Source organism: Micromonospora sp. WMMD975 (assembly GCF_029581215.1).
GTDB lineage: Bacteria > Actinomycetota > Actinomycetes > Mycobacteriales > Micromonosporaceae > Micromonospora.
Map to the genome: position 1 here is coordinate 1,722,998 of NZ_CP120739.1, position 14,740 is coordinate 1,737,737.

Below are 14,740 nucleotides of genomic sequence, written 5' to 3' on the forward strand. Positions count from 1 at the left end.
CGCCTGCCACGCGGGTGGGCGGCGCGTCAGACGTCGCGCCGCCCGAAGACGACGAAGGCGGCGGCCAGCGCGGCGGACACCAGCGCTGCCAGCAGACCGAGACCGGCCCAGCCGTCGAGCGCGCCGGCGTCCGGCACCACCTTGGTCAGCTGGGCCGCCGCCGTGGTCGGCCAGTAGCGACCGAGCACTGACGACAGCGGCTCGGGCAGCGCCGGGATGAACGACGGCACCAGCACCGTCAGCACCGCGACCGTGATCAGCCCGGCCGCGGTGCTGCGGGTCAGCACGCCGAGCGCGACGCCGAGCACCCCGACCGCGGTCATCACCAGCCCCGCCCCGACCACCGCGAGCAACACCCCGGGCGCGCCGAGCGTCGTCGACGGAGCGCCCTGCGCGGCCATCACCGGTTGCCCCACCAGGAACGCCAGGAGCGCGACGAGCTGGCCCAGGACAAGCGCGCCGGCGGTGAAGACGGCCACCTTCGCGGCGAGCAGGCGGCTCCGGCGCGGAACGGCGCCGAGGCTGGCCCGGATCGTGCCGCTCGCGTACTCACTGGTGATGGTCAGCACGCCCAGGATGCCGAGGACCAACTGGATCGACAGGTAGACGCGCAGGCTGGACGCGGCCGGGTCGAAGGACGCCCGGGCCTCCGCCGACGAGCGGGCGTAGTCGCGGCCGGCCGCATAGCTGGTGAGCATCCCGAAACCGGCGCCCATGGCCAGCGCCAGCAGCGCGCCGTAGGCCATCGAGCGCAGGCTGCGCACCTTGGTCCACTCCCCGGCGAGGACTCCGGTCAGGCTCATCGGGCTCCGTCCTCGATCATGGCGGATGGCGGGGCGGCGTACTCCACGCTGTCCCGGGTGAGGTCGATGAAGGCGTTCTCCAGCGAGGGCTGGACCGGGGTCAGCTCGGTGACCACCACCCGGTGCCGGGCGGCCAGGCGGCCGACCCCCGTGCCGTCCAGACCGTGGACCCGGAGCGCGCCGTCCGGCTCGACGTCGACCGAGGCGCCCGCGCCGCGCAACAGCTCGGCGAAGGCGTCCGCGCCTTCGGCCCGCACGAGCATCGAAGCGGGTACGCGGTCGCGCAGGAGGGTGGTGGTCGGGGAGTCGGCGATCAGCCGTCCCCTGCCGATCACCACGAGGTGGTCGGCGATCAGCGCCATCTCGCTCATGAGATGGCTGGAGAGCAGCACCACCCGGCCTTCGTCGGCCAGCCGGCGCAGCAGCCCACGAAGCCAGACGATGCCCTCCGGGTCGAGCCCGTTGAGCGGTTCGTCGAGCATCACTCCGGCCGGGTCCCCGAGCAGGGCGGCGGCGATGCCGAGACGCTGTTTCATGCCGAGCGACCAGCCGCCTGTCGGTCGGTGGGCCACCTCGGCCAGGCCGACCAGGTCGAGCGTCTCGCGGACCCGGCGTGCGCCGATCCCGTTGCTCTGGGCCAGCGCGAGCAGGTGGTGGAAGCCGTCCCGACGCGGGTTGACCGCCTGCGCGTCCAGCAGGGTGCCGAGCGTGGTCAGTGGGCGCGGCAGTTCGGCGTAGGCGCGACCGTCGACGGTCGCGGTGCCGGCGGTGGGCCGACCCAGCCCGAGGATCAGCCGCATGGTGGTGGTCTTGCCGGCGCCGTTGGGGCCGAGGAAACCGGTGACCAGGCCGGGACCGACGCGGAAGGTGAGATCCGAGATCGCGGTGGTGCGCCGGTAGCGCTTCGTCAGGTGCAGCACTTCGATCACGGAGCCATTCAACCGTGCCTCCTCGCGCCGGAACCAGCCCGGAATGTCGGTTGCGCCCCCTAAGAAAAGTCAGGGGTTCGTGGGCGTCGAACCTAGGGGGTGTGCCTCGCCGGCCGTCGCGCCGAGGCTGGCGGCGAACCCGGACAGCAACCAGTTCAGGCTGGCGGTGAAGGCGTCGTCGGCGGGCCGCTCGGCGAGCTGCGCCAGGTATGGCGCGCGGCCGGCCCGGGACAGGCCGTTCAGGTACGCACCGGTCGAGTCGGCCCACTCGGACTCGGAGAGGCCGTCGCGTTGCCGCATGGAGTGGCCGGCCAGTTCGAGGCCGCCGAAGCCCATGGTGAACGCGTCGATGGCGATCAGGAGGGTGTGTGCCTGCTCGCGCTCGAGGCCGAGCCCCGCGATGGCCGTCATCGACTGGTCGGCGTGCCGCACCGCGTTGGGCCCCAGTGCCGGACGCTGCATGATCGCGGCGATCAGCCACGGGTGCCGGTGGCCGACCGCCCGGGTCTGCGCGGCGATGGCGTGCAGCGCCGCCAGCCAGTCCTCCGGGAGCTGGTCGAGGACCATCTCGCCGAGGATCTCGTCGACCATGAGCTCGATCAGGTCGTCCTTGCGGTCCATGAACGAATAGAGGCTCATCGGTCGGGCGTTGAGCTCGGCGGCGACCCGGCGGATCGTGATGGCGTCGAGCCCGTGCGCGTCGGCCAGGTCGATGGCCGTGCGCACGATCGTCTCCAGGGACAGTCGCCGCCGCGCGGGCCGTGGTGGGCGCGTCCAGACCGAGCCGCTCACCGGCGCGGCGTCGGCGCGGCGAGCGGCGGGCGGATCGGCGGGCTGTTGGTCAACCCCAGAATCGGACGGCTTCGGTGACATGCGGTCAGCATACAGCCTATCGGCTTCTGATACGGTGTATCGCATGGCGATGCGCCGTACCGGTTTCCGTTGCCGGTCCGCTATCAATCGGAGTCGCAGATGACTGTTCCGGCACGATCCGACATTTCCGCGTCCGACGGCGCGGCCACCGATTCCGGCGACGGCGCCCGCATCACACCGGAGCTGCTCAAGCTCGCCGGTGTGATCATGCTCGGCGCGATCATGGTGCAGCTCGACTCGACCATGGTGAACGTCGCGATCGACCGGCTGAGCGAGCGCTTCGACGCCACGGTCAGCACGATCCAGTGGGTGAGCACCGGCTACCTGCTGGCGATGGCCATCGTCATTCCGCTCACCGGCTGGGCGGTCGACCGGTTCGGCGCGCGGGCCACCTGGGCGTTCTCGCTCTCCTCGTTCCTCGTCGGCTCCGTCCTCTGCGGCGTCGCGTGGTCGGCCGAGAGCCTCATCGTCTTCCGGGTGATCCAGGGCCTCGGCGGTGGGATGATCCTCCCGTTGGCGCAGGCGATTCTCGCCGCCGCCGCCGGGCCGCAGCGGCTCGGCCGCATGATGAGCGCGATCGGGGTGCCGGCGATGCTCGGCCCGGTCCTCGGCCCGGTCCTCGGCGGCGTGCTCGTCGACCACCTCTCCTGGCGCTGGATCTTCTACGTGAACGTGCCGATCTGCCTGGCCGCGCTGGCGCTGTCCTGGCGGCTGATGCCGGCGGGCAGCACCGCCTCGGCCGAGCGTAAGGGGCTCGACAAGCTCGGGCTGCTGCTGCTCTCGCCGGGCTGCGCGGCGCTCGTCTACGGCCTGTCCGAGGCCGGCCAGCACGGCAGCTTCACCGCGCGGGAGGTCCTCGTCCCGCTGATCGCCGGCGTCCTGCTGCTGGCCGCCTTCGCGTGGCACTCGCTGTGGACCGCGGGGGAGCCGATCATCGACCTGCGGCTGCTCCGGTCGCGCAACTTCGCCGCCTCGTCGGGTGTGCTGCTGGTCTTCGGCATGGCCATGTTCGGGGCGATCTTCCTGCTGTCGCTGCTCTACCAGCAGGTCCACGGCGACAGCGCGGTCCGGGCCGGCCTGCTGCTCGCGCCGCAGGGTCTCGGTCTCGCCGTCGCGCTCCTGCTCGCCGGGCCGCTCACCGACAAGATCGGCCCGCGCTGGATCGCGGTGACGGGGCTGGTGCTCGCCGCCGTGGGCACGATCCCGTTCGCCCTGGCCAAGGGGGAGGTCAACCAGCTTGTGCTGGGCGCCGCCCTGGTCGTACGTGGCGCCGGGCTGGGCGCGATCCTGGTGCCCTGCATGGCCGCCGCCTACAGCGGGCTGGCACACCACGCCTTCACCCGGGCGAGCAGCGCCCTGCGCATCTTCCAGCAGCTCGGCGGCTCCTTCGGCGTGGCCATCGTCGCCGTGATCCTCCAGCGCCGGGTCACCGACGCCTACACCGGAGCCGGTGGGCACCCGACGCTCGACCAGGTCGCCGGCGCGTACGGCTACACGTTCTGGTGGACCGTGGCGTTCACCGTGGCCGCCCTCGTTCCGGCGCTGCTGCTGCCACGCGTCCTGCGCACCGACGAGGAGGATCCGGCCTCGCGGCCCGCGACGATGGCTTGATGCCACGTCCGGCGCCCGGCCTCCCGGTCGGGCGCCGGACGTGCGGAACGTCGATCACATATTGATAATCTTGCATGTTGACCCGAGGTTCGGCCGGGCGGGTGTCCCGGATGGCGCCGCGCCTGCGCGCCGAGCCACGGGTCGGCGCTACGGGAGGCATCAATGCATCGGCCGGCCGGAGATCTGATCGAGCGTGAGGACCAGTTGCGCACGCTGCGCGGGTTGTTGTCCGGCGCCGTGGCGGGCAGCGGACGGACGGTCGTGCTCGGCGGCGCGTCCGGTAACGGCAAGAGCGTCCTGCTGGACCGGGTGCGCCAGCTGGCCGGCGAGGCGGGCGCCGACGTGGCGACCGCGATCGCGGCCCGCGCCGAGCAGTCGTTGCCGCTCGGCGTCGTCGGGCAACTCGCCGAAGCCGCCGGCCTGGGCCGGAGCGACGCACCGGGACCGAGCGTCGGCGGGCTGCTCGACGCGGCGATGTCGACGGAATGGGAGCCCTCGGCGCACGGCGCCTCGTGCCCGCAGGCCCCGGCGCGCATGCTGCACGGCCTGTGCATGGCGTTTCTGCGCCGCGCCGAGCAACGGCCGATCGTGCTGTGCGTCGACGACGTCCACCACGCCGACGCGTACTCCATGCAGTTCCTGTCCTACCTGAGCCGACGGGTCCGGACCACGCCCCTGCTCATGGTGCTGACCGAGCTTCCGCAGCTGTCACCCGTCCACCCGGCGCAGTACGTGGAGCTGCTGCACGGCTCGATGCCGATCGCGTTGCCCCCGCTGACCCGGGCCGGCGTGGCCCGCCTGGCGCAGCGGCTGCCGGCGACGGTCGAGCCCGGCCTGGACGGACACCTGCACGCCTTCACCGGTGGCAACCCGCGGCTGGCCGCGGCCCTGGTCGAGGACATGACGCGGCGTGCAGAAGGGCCGTATCCGGTCGCTCGCCCGGCCATCGGCGAGGCGTTCATCGAGGCCGTCCGCGCCTGCCTGTTCCGCAGCCCGCCGCCGGCCCGGCCGATCGCCCACGCTCTCGCCGTCACCGGCGGCCCGGCCGACGCGCCGGTGCTGGCCCGGCTGCTGGACCTCAGCGAGGAGATGGTCAACTGGGGACTGCTGGCGCTGCGCCGGGTCGGCCTGTTGACCGGCGACACCTTCCGCGACCCCCGGATCCGGATGTCCGTCCTCGCCGGCGCACCGGCTCAGGAACGGGTCGAACTGCACCGCCGGCTCGCCGTTCTCGGGCACGCGACCGGCGAGTCGCCGGTCGTCGTCGCGCGGCACCTGCTCGGCGCGGACGGAGTCGAGGGCGCCTGGGTCGCGCCGACCCTGCGCGACGCCGCGAGCCAGGCGCTGGCCGAGGGGCGGGTGAAGGAGGCGGTGTCGTTCCTCGACTCGGCCGGCGCGTCGGAGCCCGACGCGCGGCGGCGTGCCGAGGCGACGCTCGCGCTCACCCGCGCCGAGTGGCAGTTCAACCCGGCCGACGCGGCCCGGCGCCTGCCGGAGCTGCTCGCCGCGGTCCGCCACGGGCAGTTGGTCCGGCGCCAGGCCGCGGCCCTGGTCCCGTACCTGCTCTGGCACGGCCTGATCGATGACGCGGTCGCGGTGGTCAACGCGTTGACCTCGGCCGGGCCGCTCGACGACGAGAGCGCGGCGGCTCTGGGCGCACCGCTGCTGCTGCTGACCTACCTGTTCCCCGGCCACGCGCAGCGCGTCGACCGGCCCCGGCGGGAGCTCGCCGCGCGCGGAATTCTGCCGGCGTCCGGTGGCCCGCTGCCCGCCGCCGCCGCGCTTACCGCGCTCGCCGCCCGCAGCACGCACGCCGAGGTCGTGGCCGCCACCGAACAGGTCGTCCGGAACACCCGGCTGGACCACGAGGCGCTGGGACCGATCTCGGTCGTGATGCTCGCGAGCGTCCTGACCGACCGGCTCGGTGACCCGGGCACGAACGACTACCCGCCGCTGCATCCGGGCACCGGGCGGCGCCCACCGACGGCACAGGCCCTCCTGTCGGCCATGGCCGCCGAGGGCGCGCTGCGCCGCGGTGACCTGGCCGCCACGGTCGGGCACGCCGGCCGGGGTCTCGATCTGCTCCCCGCCGCCGGCTGGGGCATCGCCGTGGGCGGCCCGCTGTCCAACCTGGTCCTGGCGGCCACCGCGGGCGAGCGTGACGACGAGGCCACGGCACACCTGGCCGTGGCAGTGCCCGCGGCCATGTTCGACACCCCGTTCGGCCTGAAGTACCTGCACGCCCGGGGCCGTCACCACCTCCGTACCGGATGTGTCCGCGCGGCCCTCGTCGACCTGCAGGCGTGCGGCCGGTTGACGGCCGCCTGGGACATCGACCAGCCCGAGCTGGTGCCGTGGCGTACCGAGTTGGCCCGGGCGCAGCTCGCCCTCGGCCGGCCGGAACGGTGCCGTGAACTGGCCCTGGAGCAGCTGGACCGGTTGCCGGAGCACAACGCCCGGGAGCGCGGCGCCGCGCTGTGGGCGCTGGCCACGGCGAGCGAACCGGCCGACCGCCTGCCGCTGCTGCGGCAGGCGGTCGCCCTGCTGCGCTCCGGGGCAGACGTGTCGACCGGCGGGCACGCCGCCGCCACCGCTGCCGGCTCGCACGGTGTGGGCGGCCCGCACGCGGCCCGACCGCGGTGGCCGGAGTCGGCGGGCGCGCCGGACCGGCGTGACGCCACGCCCCGGCCACGTTGCGGCCCGGCCGACGAGCAGCCGCCCGCGGCCGACGCGGCCGAGCCCGGGCCGGACGTCGCCACCATGCTGGAAGGGCTCACCGAGGCCGAGCGCCGGGTGGCCACGTTGGCCGCCGACGGGCACACCAACCGCGCGATCGCCGCGCGGCTGTTCGTCACGGTCAGCACCGTGGAGCAGCACCTGACCCGGGTCTACCGCAAGCTCCGGGTGAACAGCCGCGGCGACCTGCTCCTCCGGCTCGGCCGGGAGGCGACCCGGGGGCGCAAGCGCGGCCAGGTTAGCGCGGCTTAAGCGGCGCCCCGGACGATCGACACCGGTACGGCAGGTGTCGTGCCGCCTCCGAGCCGGCGCGGTCGCGTGTTCCGGCGGCCCCGCCGGCGCGCCACGACCCGACCCGATCCCGACCTCCGGAGGAGAAAACCATGGACGCTGCCGTCGTCATCGCCGGCGCCGGTCCGACCGGCCTGCTGCTCGCCGCCGAGCTCGCGCAGGCCGGCGTGCCGGTGGTGGTGCTGGAGCGCGACCCGGAGCCCCGGCTGGCCGCGATGGGCATGGCCATCAACGCCGGCGTGGTGGACCTGCTCGCGGAGCGCGGCCTGATGGAGCGGATCGGCGCCGACGGCCTGCCCTGGCCGCGCGCCCACTTCGCCCAGTTGTGGCTGGATCCCGGCCGGCTGCCCGGCCGGCAGACGTACACCTATCTGCTGCCGCAGGCCAAGCTGGAGGAACACCTGCTCGCGCACGCCGAGAAGCTCGGCGTGGAGATCCGGCGCGGGGTGACGGTACGCGGTGTGCGGCAGGACGCCGACGGCGTGGCCGTGGACACCTCCGCCGGTGTGGTCACCGCCGCCTACCTGGTCGGGTGCGACGGCGCCGACAGCGTCGTCCGGGGCGCCGCCGGGATCACGTTCGAGGGCTCCGAGGTGGCGTTCGACGGCATCGCCGGCGACGTCGAGGTGCCCAACGGCCATCCGTTGTACCAGCAGTTGGGCGCCAACGAGTTCAACAGCGGGCTGTTCTCCGTCGCGCCCAGCGGCGTGGGCCTGCTGCGGGTGGCGACAGGTGAGTTCGGTCGCCGGCCGGCGGACCCGTCCGCGCCTCCGGACGCCGGTGAGCTGCGCGCCGCCGTGTCCCGGCTGATCGGGCAGGACATCGACGTCGGCACGCCGCGCTGGCTGGGCCGGTGGAACTGCGAGACCCGGCAGGCCGACCGGTACCGCGTCGGGCGTGTCCTCGTCGCCGGCGAGGCCGCCCACGTCCACTTCCCGCTCGGTGGCCAGGCGCTGAGCACCAACCTGGAGGACGCCGTCAACCTGGGCTGGAAGCTGGCCGCGGAGTTGGCCGGCTGGGCCCCGGGCGGACTGCTCGACAGCTACCACGATGAGCGGCACCCGGCCGGGGCGCGGACCTGCCTCACCACCGCCGCGCAACTGGCGTTGCTCTACCCGGCCGACCGGGTGGCGCCGCTGCGGGCGGTGATGAACGAGCTGATCGAGTTCGACGCGGTGAACGAGTACCTGGTGCGGACGGCCGGCGGCCTCAACGTGCGCCATCCCGCCACCGGGTGCGACCACCCGCTCGTCGGACTCCGGGTGCCGGGCGTGCCGCTGCCGGCCGGGCGCGGCCTGGCCCTGCGGTTCGACCCGTCCGTCCGGCTCGACGTCGACGGTTGGGCCGACCGGGTCGACCTGGTCACCGCGGAGCCGTCCGCCGACATCGCGGCGGTGGCGCTGCTGGCCCGCCCGGACGGCCGGATCGCCTGGGCCACCGACGGGACCGACCCGGACGGCCTCGCCGCCGCGCTCGCCACCTGGTTCGGCGCGCCCACCAGCTCCTGACCCCGCACAGCGGAGACGCGGGGCGCCGGCCGGCGCCCCGCGTCTCCGCGTATCGGACGGTCCCGCCGTCAGCGGGCGGCGCGCAGCCGGGCCGCGCGGACCAGGAGGCGCAGGGGCAGCGTGGGGCGCCCGCGCATGCGCTGGATGGACAGGGCCGTCCACGCCATGCTCTCCAGCGTGTGCTTCGGCGCGCCGTGCACGTCGTCGTGGGTGAGCACCCGGAAGTCGCGGACGTTGTCCCGCAGCATCAGCAGGTCGTCGCGCGGGATGATTTCGTCGCGGGTGCTGGCGACGGCGGCGACCGGGATGCGGAGCGCGGCCAGTTGATCCGCGCTGATGGCCCAGTCGCCCAGCCGGTCGAGGGTGGTGCCGGTGAGGTGGCTCAGGGTGTCGGTGGTGACCCGGGGCAGCCGGGCCTGCCACGCCGGGTCGGTGAAGAACGCCCGGATCGGCGCGCCCGCGGTGACGATGCCCCGCAACCGCGGCTCCCGCAGGGCGCAACGCAGCGCGAGATGGCCGCTGAAGCTGAGCGTGATCGCGTACGTCTGCCGCACGTCGGCGCGGTCGCCCACCGCGTCCAGGAGGCTGGACAGGAAGAGGTGGGCGTCGGCGTCGTAGGGCACGGTGTTGCCGCCGATGCCCGGGATGTCGGCGACCACGGCGGCCAGGCCGAGCCGGCGGAAGACGCCCAGGCGAGGCGCCCACTGCTCCTTGACGGTCAGGTGGCCACCCATGATCACGACGAGCGGGCGCGGCCGGGTCGGGGACAGGCCGGACTGCCAGCACCGCACCGGGTGGCCCCGGTGGGTGAAGTCGAGCGGGTGCAGGTCGCGCCCGGCCCGCCACCGTTCGAAGGTGGCCGTCGCCCGCTCCGCCGCACGTCTCCGGCCGGGCCGGTCGGGATACGGGAAACGGGCCATGATGTGGTGGCGGCTCGCCGGCAGCCACTCGCCGCGCCGTTCGAGGTCCGCCGCCGCGGTCGACCACTGCGCGACCCACGAGCCCGGGCCGTCGCCGTCGTCCTCGATGGCGGCGAGCTTCTCGGCGAGCCGGTCGATGCCCTGCCCGCGCGCGTGGGCGACGATGTACCGCTTGAGTTCGTCCAGGTCATTCATGGTCGGCTGGAAACTCCTCCAGGGACTGCTTGAGGTCGGCCAGGATGTCGGCCGCCTCGGCGCCGTCGATGGCCCGGTGGTCGAAGGTCAGGGACAGCCGCATGACGGGCGCGACGACGATCTCGCCGTGGCGTACCACCGGGCGGTCGACGCTGCGGCCCAGGCCGATGGTCAGGGTGGCGCCGCCGACCGAGTAGAAGCCGTCGACCGGACGGTGCCCCAGCGAGGTCACCGCGAACGTGCCCATGCGACCGGGGCGTTGCCGCAGCGGCCGGACGGCCAGCCGGTAGAGCAGGGCGCCGAGCGGCATCGGGACCCGGTGCAACCGGCGGACGGCCGCGAACTCCGGCATCGTGTCGGGGTCGCCGTCGCGGAACCGTTCGACCTGCCGCTGGATGTCGGCGAGGCTGGCCCGCTCGAGGCCCGGCAGCACGGCCGAGAGCACGACCCGGTGGCCCGACATCGTCTTGTCGAGGGTGAACTTGCCGCCGACGGTGTGGTAGCGGGCCATCCGCCGGCCGCGGAGCGCGACGTTGGCGTCGGGGTGCGCGGCGAGCACCCGGGCCGCGGACCACAACACGTACGTGACGATGGAGTGTTTCGTCGTGCGTCGGTGGGCCAGCACGGCGCTCATGTCGATCTCGGTGTCCAGGAACACCGGTGCGATCTCGCGGATCTGGTCGAGGAAGTAGAGGGTGTGCCGGCGCGGCCGGGGCAGGCCGCTCATTGGTGCCCCGCCGGGACCGCCAGCTCGTCGAGCAGGTGCGCGGCCAGCTCGGCCGGGGTCGGGCTGTCGTAGATGAGCGACGGGCTCAACGCCACCCCGGCCTCGTGGATCCGGGCGGTGAGTTCCATCGCCGTGATCGACGACAGTCCCATGTCGAGCAGGTTGTCGTCCGGGCCGATCGTGTCCGCCTCGTCGAGGCCGAGCGCGCCGGCGACCTGCGCCCGGATGTAGTCGATCAGCAGTCCGAGGCGTTCCTCCGGGGCGGTGGCCGCGAGCCGGTCGGCGAGCGGAACCTCGTCGGCCCGGTCGGTGGGCGCGGCGTCGCCGGCCGGGACGGCGTCGGTGAGCACGACCGTGGCGGGTGCCGACGCGGCCCAGCTCAGGCTGCCGGCGACGGCCCGGTCCGGGAGCGGGCGGGGCCCCGGCTGCACCACGAGTCCCCGTTCACCGGCGGCCACCCGGTCGAGGGCGGTCAGCTCGCAGTACCTGGTGGTGCCGGCGTCGTCCGGCGGGGCGAACAGGACGAACGCCGACAGCCCGAGCCCGCGGGTCAGCTCGTCGAGGTGACCGACCGCCGCGGCGCCGCCGGGTGCCGCGAGGTGCACCACGGCGTCGACCGGCTCGTCGGCCAGCAGGTCGGCCACCGCCGCCCGGTCGGCGAGGTCGCAGGCCACGACGGTCACCTTGGCCCCGAGCGCGGTCAGCTCGGCGCGGTCGTCGGTGTGCCCGGCGTTGACCAGGATCAGCTTCGGCGCGCCGTTGGCGGCGAGCCACCGGGCCGCGTGTCCGCCGAGCGCGGTGTCCGCCCCGGTCAGCAACACGGTCCCGGTCGGCGTCCAGCCGCCCCGAGCGGGGGAGGGGGCGGCGACGAGCCGCCGGACCGACAACCCGGTGTGCCGCAACGCCACAGTCGGTTCGTCGACGGCGCCGGCGAGGACCGCGACGAGCTGCCGCCGCACCACGTCGTCGAGTTCGGCCGGCAGGTCGAGGAGGCGGTAACCGTGCTCCCGGGCCACGCCCCAGGCGGTGGCGGCCTCGGCACGCGAGCCCCGGGCCAGCACCCACCGACCGCCAGGCCCGGAGATGTCGAACGGCTCGGCGGGTCCGGCCGGGGTGACTGTCACCTCGGCTCCCGCGTTGCGTAGGACGTCGGCGAGCACCTCGTCGCGGACGATCCAGCCACCTGCCAACCCGCCCGCGACAGATGGCGCCGGCACCGGGCTCCACGCGTGGGTGTGCCGCCCGGCGATCCGCCGGCGCAGGTCGCCGAGCGCCGGGAGCAGCGCCCGCAGGCCCGTGCGTTCGTCCTCGCTGAGGGACAGCAACGCCTCGAGGCGGGCGGTGTCCGCGCGTTCGACGGCCGGCCAGAAGTCGTCGTGCGCCGCCCCGGCGCCCGACGGCCCGGCGGCGTCGAGCCAGAAGGGCCGGCGCTGGAACGGATAGAACGGAAGCTCCACGGCGGCGGCCGGCTTCGGGCCGAGGACCGTCGCCCAGTCCACGGCGTGCCCGTCGGTGTGCGCCAGCGCGGCCGCGGCGAGCGCGGTGTGCGGCTCCGGCCGGTCGGCGTGCAGCAGCGGCCCGGCGGCGGCGCTCCGGCCGAGCGCCTCGCGGACGAAGCCGAGCAGCACCGGGCCGGGGCCGAGTTCGAGGTACGCGGTGGCGCCGAGCTGGTCCAGCGTGGACAACGCCGCGCCGAACCGGACCGGTTCCCGGATCTGCCGGACCCAGTGGCCGGGATCGTGCAGCTGCTCGGCGGTGGCGACGTCGCCGGTGAGCCCGGTGACGACCGGAACCGCCGGCGCGGCGAACGTGAGGTCGGCGACGGCCGCGTGGAACTCGTCCAGGACCGGGTCCATGTGGTGCGAGTGGAACGCGTGGCTGACCGTGAGCCGCTTGGTACGCCGCCCGCGACGGGCGAACCTCTCCGCCAGCGCGGCGACCCGGTCGGCGTCGCCGGAGACGACGGTACGCATCGGGGCGTTGACCGCCGCGATCGAGACGCCGTCGATGAGCTCGGCGAGCACCTCGTCCTCGGTCGCCTCGACGGCCGTCATGACGCCGCCCGCCGGCGCGGCCTGCATCAACCGGGCCCGGGCGGCGACGAGGCGGGCCGCGTCGGCGAGGGTCAGCACCCCGGCGGCGTGCGCGGCGGCGATCTCACCGACCGAGTGACCGGCCACCGCGTCGGGCCGGACACCCCACGACTCGAGCAGCCGGAACAGCGCCGTCTCCAGCGCGAACAGCGCGGTCTGGGTGTAGAGCGTCTCGTCGAGCCGGGCCGCGTCGGCGAACATCACGGCCCGCAGCGGGCGGTCGAGGTACGGGTCCAGGTGGTCCGCCGCCTCGTCCAGAGCGGCCCGGAAGACGGGATACGAGTCGTAGAGGCCCCGCCCGGCGCCGGCCCGCTGGGCGCCCTGCCCGGTGAAGAGGAAGACCAGCTTGCCGCCCGTACCGGCCACGCCGCGTACCACGTCGCGCGACTCGGTGCCGACGGCGAGCGCGGCCAGCCCGCGGGCGAGCCGGTCCCGGTCGTCGGCGATCACCGCGGCCCGGTGCGGGAAGTGGGTCCGGGTCGTGGCCAGCGCGTGCGCGACCGTCGCCGGGCCGGCGGCGGGCAGGCCGGCGCGCAGCCGGTCCGCCTGTGCTTCGAGGGCCGCGTCGGTGCGGCCGGACAGGAGCCACACGTACGGCCCGCCGGGCTCGTCGCCGGCCGGCGGTTCGGCGGGCGACGCCTGTTCGAGGATCACGTGGGCGTTGGTCCCGCTGATGCCGAACGACGAGACCGCGGCCCGGCGGACCCGGCCGGTGTCCGGCCACGGCCGCGACTCGGCGAGCAGGCGGACCGCTCCGCTGTCCCAGTCCACGTGCGGGCTGGGCGCGGTCGCGTGCAGCGAGCGCGGAAGCTCCCCGTACCGCATGGCCTGGATCATCTTGATGATCCCGGCCACCCCGGCGGCGGCCTGGGTGTGCCCGATGTTCGACTTGATCGAGCCCAGCCACAGCGGCCGGTCCCGGTCCTGGCGTTGCCCGTAGGTGGCCAGCAGAGCCTGGGCCTCGATCGGGTCACCGAGCACGGTGCCGGTGCCGTGGGCCTCCACCGCGTCGATGTCGTCGACGGTGAGCAGGGCGTTGGCCAGGGCCTGGCGGATCAGGCGTTCCTGCGACGGGCCGTTCGGCGCGGTGATGCCGTTGCTCGCGCCGTCCTGGTTGGTGGCCGACCCGCGGATGACGGCGAGCACCCGGTGGCCGTTGGCCTGGGCGTCGCTGAGCCGTTCCAGCAGCAGCAGGCCGCAGCCTTCGGACCAGCCGGTGCCGTCGGCGCCGGCGGCGAACGACTTGCACCGCCCGTCCGGGGCGACTCCCCGCTGCCGGCTGAACTCGATGAACACACCGGGCGTGTGCATCACGGTGACGCCGCCGGCGAGGGCCAGCTCGCACTCGCCGTTCCGCAACGCCTGCCCGGCGAGGTGAACGGCGACGAGCGACGACGAACAGGCGGTGTCGAGGGTGACCGCCGGTCCCTCCAGCCCGAACGTGTAGGCGAGCCGGCCGGAGGCGAGGCTGCTGGCGCTGCCGGTGCCGAGCAGGCCCTCCAGGTCGGGCGGAACGTCGTGCATGACCCGGACGCCGTAGTCGTCGTACATCACGCCGGTGTAGACGCCCACCGGCCGGCGGCGCAGGTCCGCCGGCACGATGCCCGCGTGCTCGAAGGTTTCCCAGGCGGTCTCCATCAGAAGCCGGTGCTGCGGGTCCATCGCCCGCGCCTCCCGCGGGCCGATGCCGAAGAACGCGGGGTCGAAATGGTGCGCGTCGTAGAGGAAACCACCCTCCCGGGTGTACGTCTTGCCGGTGTGCTCCGGATCCGGGTCGTAGAGGTCGGCGGTCGACCAGCCGCGTTCCTCCGGGAAGCCGGCGATCGCGTCGGACCCGTCGGCGACCAGTCGCCACAGGTCGTCCGGGGTCCGTACGCCACCGGGGTAGCGGCAGGCCATCCCGACGACCGCGATCGGCTCGCGGGCCGCGGCCTCCGTCCGGCGCAGCTGTTCCCGGGTTCGATGCAGGTCGGCGGTCACCCACTTGAGGTAGTCGACCAGCTTCTCCTCGTTGGTCATCGCAGCGTCCACGGCCCTTCTCTGTGGATCGGTGG

The 14,740-nt window shown here is 74.5% G+C and carries 9 protein-coding genes; 3 read left to right on the forward strand and 6 right to left on the reverse strand.

The features are described 5' to 3' along the window. Nucleotides 1-26: 26 nt before the first annotated feature. The 3 genes from O7613_RS07545 to O7613_RS07555 all read right to left on the reverse strand — a co-directional run bounded on the left by O7613_RS07545 (nt 27) and on the right by O7613_RS07555 (nt 2,458). Nucleotides 27-803, reverse strand: coding sequence for an ABC transporter permease subunit (locus tag O7613_RS07545; protein ID WP_282292950.1), 777 nt, complete (start codon nt 801-803; stop codon nt 27-29). Continuing rightward, a complete protein-coding gene (locus O7613_RS07550) occupies nt 800-1,732 on the reverse strand; it encodes an ATP-binding cassette domain-containing protein (RefSeq protein WP_281583482.1) in 933 nt (310 codons plus the stop codon). The genes O7613_RS07545 and O7613_RS07550 overlap by 4 nt, the downstream gene beginning before the upstream one ends. Nucleotides 1,733-1,801: 69 nt before the next feature. After that, nucleotides 1,802-2,458 carry a TetR/AcrR family transcriptional regulator C-terminal domain-containing protein gene (locus O7613_RS07555; RefSeq protein WP_282292953.1) on the reverse strand — a complete coding sequence of 219 codons (657 nt, stop codon included), beginning with the start codon at nt 2,456-2,458 and terminating at the stop codon, nt 1,802-1,804. A gap of 246 nt (nt 2,459-2,704) precedes the next feature. Here O7613_RS07555 and O7613_RS07560 point away from each other — a divergent pair, with 246 nt between their 5' ends. The 3 genes from O7613_RS07560 to O7613_RS07570 all read left to right on the forward strand — a co-directional run bounded on the left by O7613_RS07560 (nt 2,705) and on the right by O7613_RS07570 (nt 8,751). Further along, on the forward strand, nt 2,705-4,216 hold the full coding sequence (locus O7613_RS07560; protein ID WP_281583480.1) for an MDR family MFS transporter: 1,512 nt from the start codon (nt 2,705-2,707) through the stop codon (nt 4,214-4,216). 162 nt (nt 4,217-4,378) lie between these two features. Next, a complete protein-coding gene (locus O7613_RS07565; protein WP_282292955.1) occupies nt 4,379-7,204 on the forward strand; it encodes a LuxR family transcriptional regulator in 2,826 nt (941 codons plus the stop codon). 131 nt (nt 7,205-7,335) lie between these two features. Further along, on the forward strand, nt 7,336-8,751 hold the full coding sequence (locus O7613_RS07570) for an FAD-dependent monooxygenase (RefSeq protein WP_282292957.1): 1,416 nt from the start codon (nt 7,336-7,338) through the stop codon (nt 8,749-8,751). Between the two features lie 68 nt (nt 8,752-8,819). On the opposite strand, the gene O7613_RS07575 is transcribed toward O7613_RS07570, so the two are convergent. From O7613_RS07575 to O7613_RS07585, 3 genes are read right to left on the reverse strand one after another with little or no spacing between them, the layout of a single operon-like run. Next, a complete protein-coding gene (locus O7613_RS07575; RefSeq protein WP_281583477.1) occupies nt 8,820-9,866 on the reverse strand; it encodes an alpha/beta hydrolase in 1,047 nt (348 codons plus the stop codon). After that, nucleotides 9,859-10,593, reverse strand: coding sequence for a 2-oxo acid dehydrogenase subunit E2 (locus O7613_RS07580; RefSeq protein ID WP_281583476.1), 735 nt, complete (start codon nt 10,591-10,593; stop codon nt 9,859-9,861). Before O7613_RS07580 ends, O7613_RS07575 begins: the two co-directional genes overlap by 8 nt. Further along, nucleotides 10,590-14,705 carry a beta-ketoacyl synthase N-terminal-like domain-containing protein gene (locus O7613_RS07585; RefSeq protein ID WP_282292959.1) on the reverse strand — a complete coding sequence of 1,372 codons (4,116 nt, stop codon included), beginning with the start codon at nt 14,703-14,705 and terminating at the stop codon, nt 10,590-10,592. The genes O7613_RS07580 and O7613_RS07585 overlap by 4 nt, the downstream gene beginning before the upstream one ends. Nucleotides 14,706-14,740: the final 35 nt, after the last annotated feature.

What these genes read in the sequence shown, in the direction of transcription:
- O7613_RS07545 (WP_282292950.1), bottom strand. Translation starts at nt 803, where the DNA reads ATGAGCCTGACCGGAGTCCTCGCCGGGGAGTGGACCAAGGTGCGCAGC.
- O7613_RS07560 (WP_281583480.1), top strand. Translation starts at nt 2,705, where the DNA reads ATGACTGTTCCGGCACGATCCGACATTTCCGCGTCCGACGGCGCGGCC.
- O7613_RS07565 (WP_282292955.1), top strand. Translation starts at nt 4,379, where the DNA reads ATGCATCGGCCGGCCGGAGATCTGATCGAGCGTGAGGACCAGTTGCGC.
- O7613_RS07570 (WP_282292957.1), top strand. Translation starts at nt 7,336, where the DNA reads ATGGACGCTGCCGTCGTCATCGCCGGCGCCGGTCCGACCGGCCTGCTG.
- O7613_RS07575 (WP_281583477.1), bottom strand. Translation starts at nt 9,866, where the DNA reads ATGAATGACCTGGACGAACTCAAGCGGTACATCGTCGCCCACGCGCGC.
- O7613_RS07580 (WP_281583476.1), bottom strand. Translation starts at nt 10,593, where the DNA reads ATGAGCGGCCTGCCCCGGCCGCGCCGGCACACCCTCTACTTCCTCGAC.
- O7613_RS07585 (WP_282292959.1), bottom strand. Translation starts at nt 14,705, where the DNA reads ATGACCAACGAGGAGAAGCTGGTCGACTACCTCAAGTGGGTGACCGCC.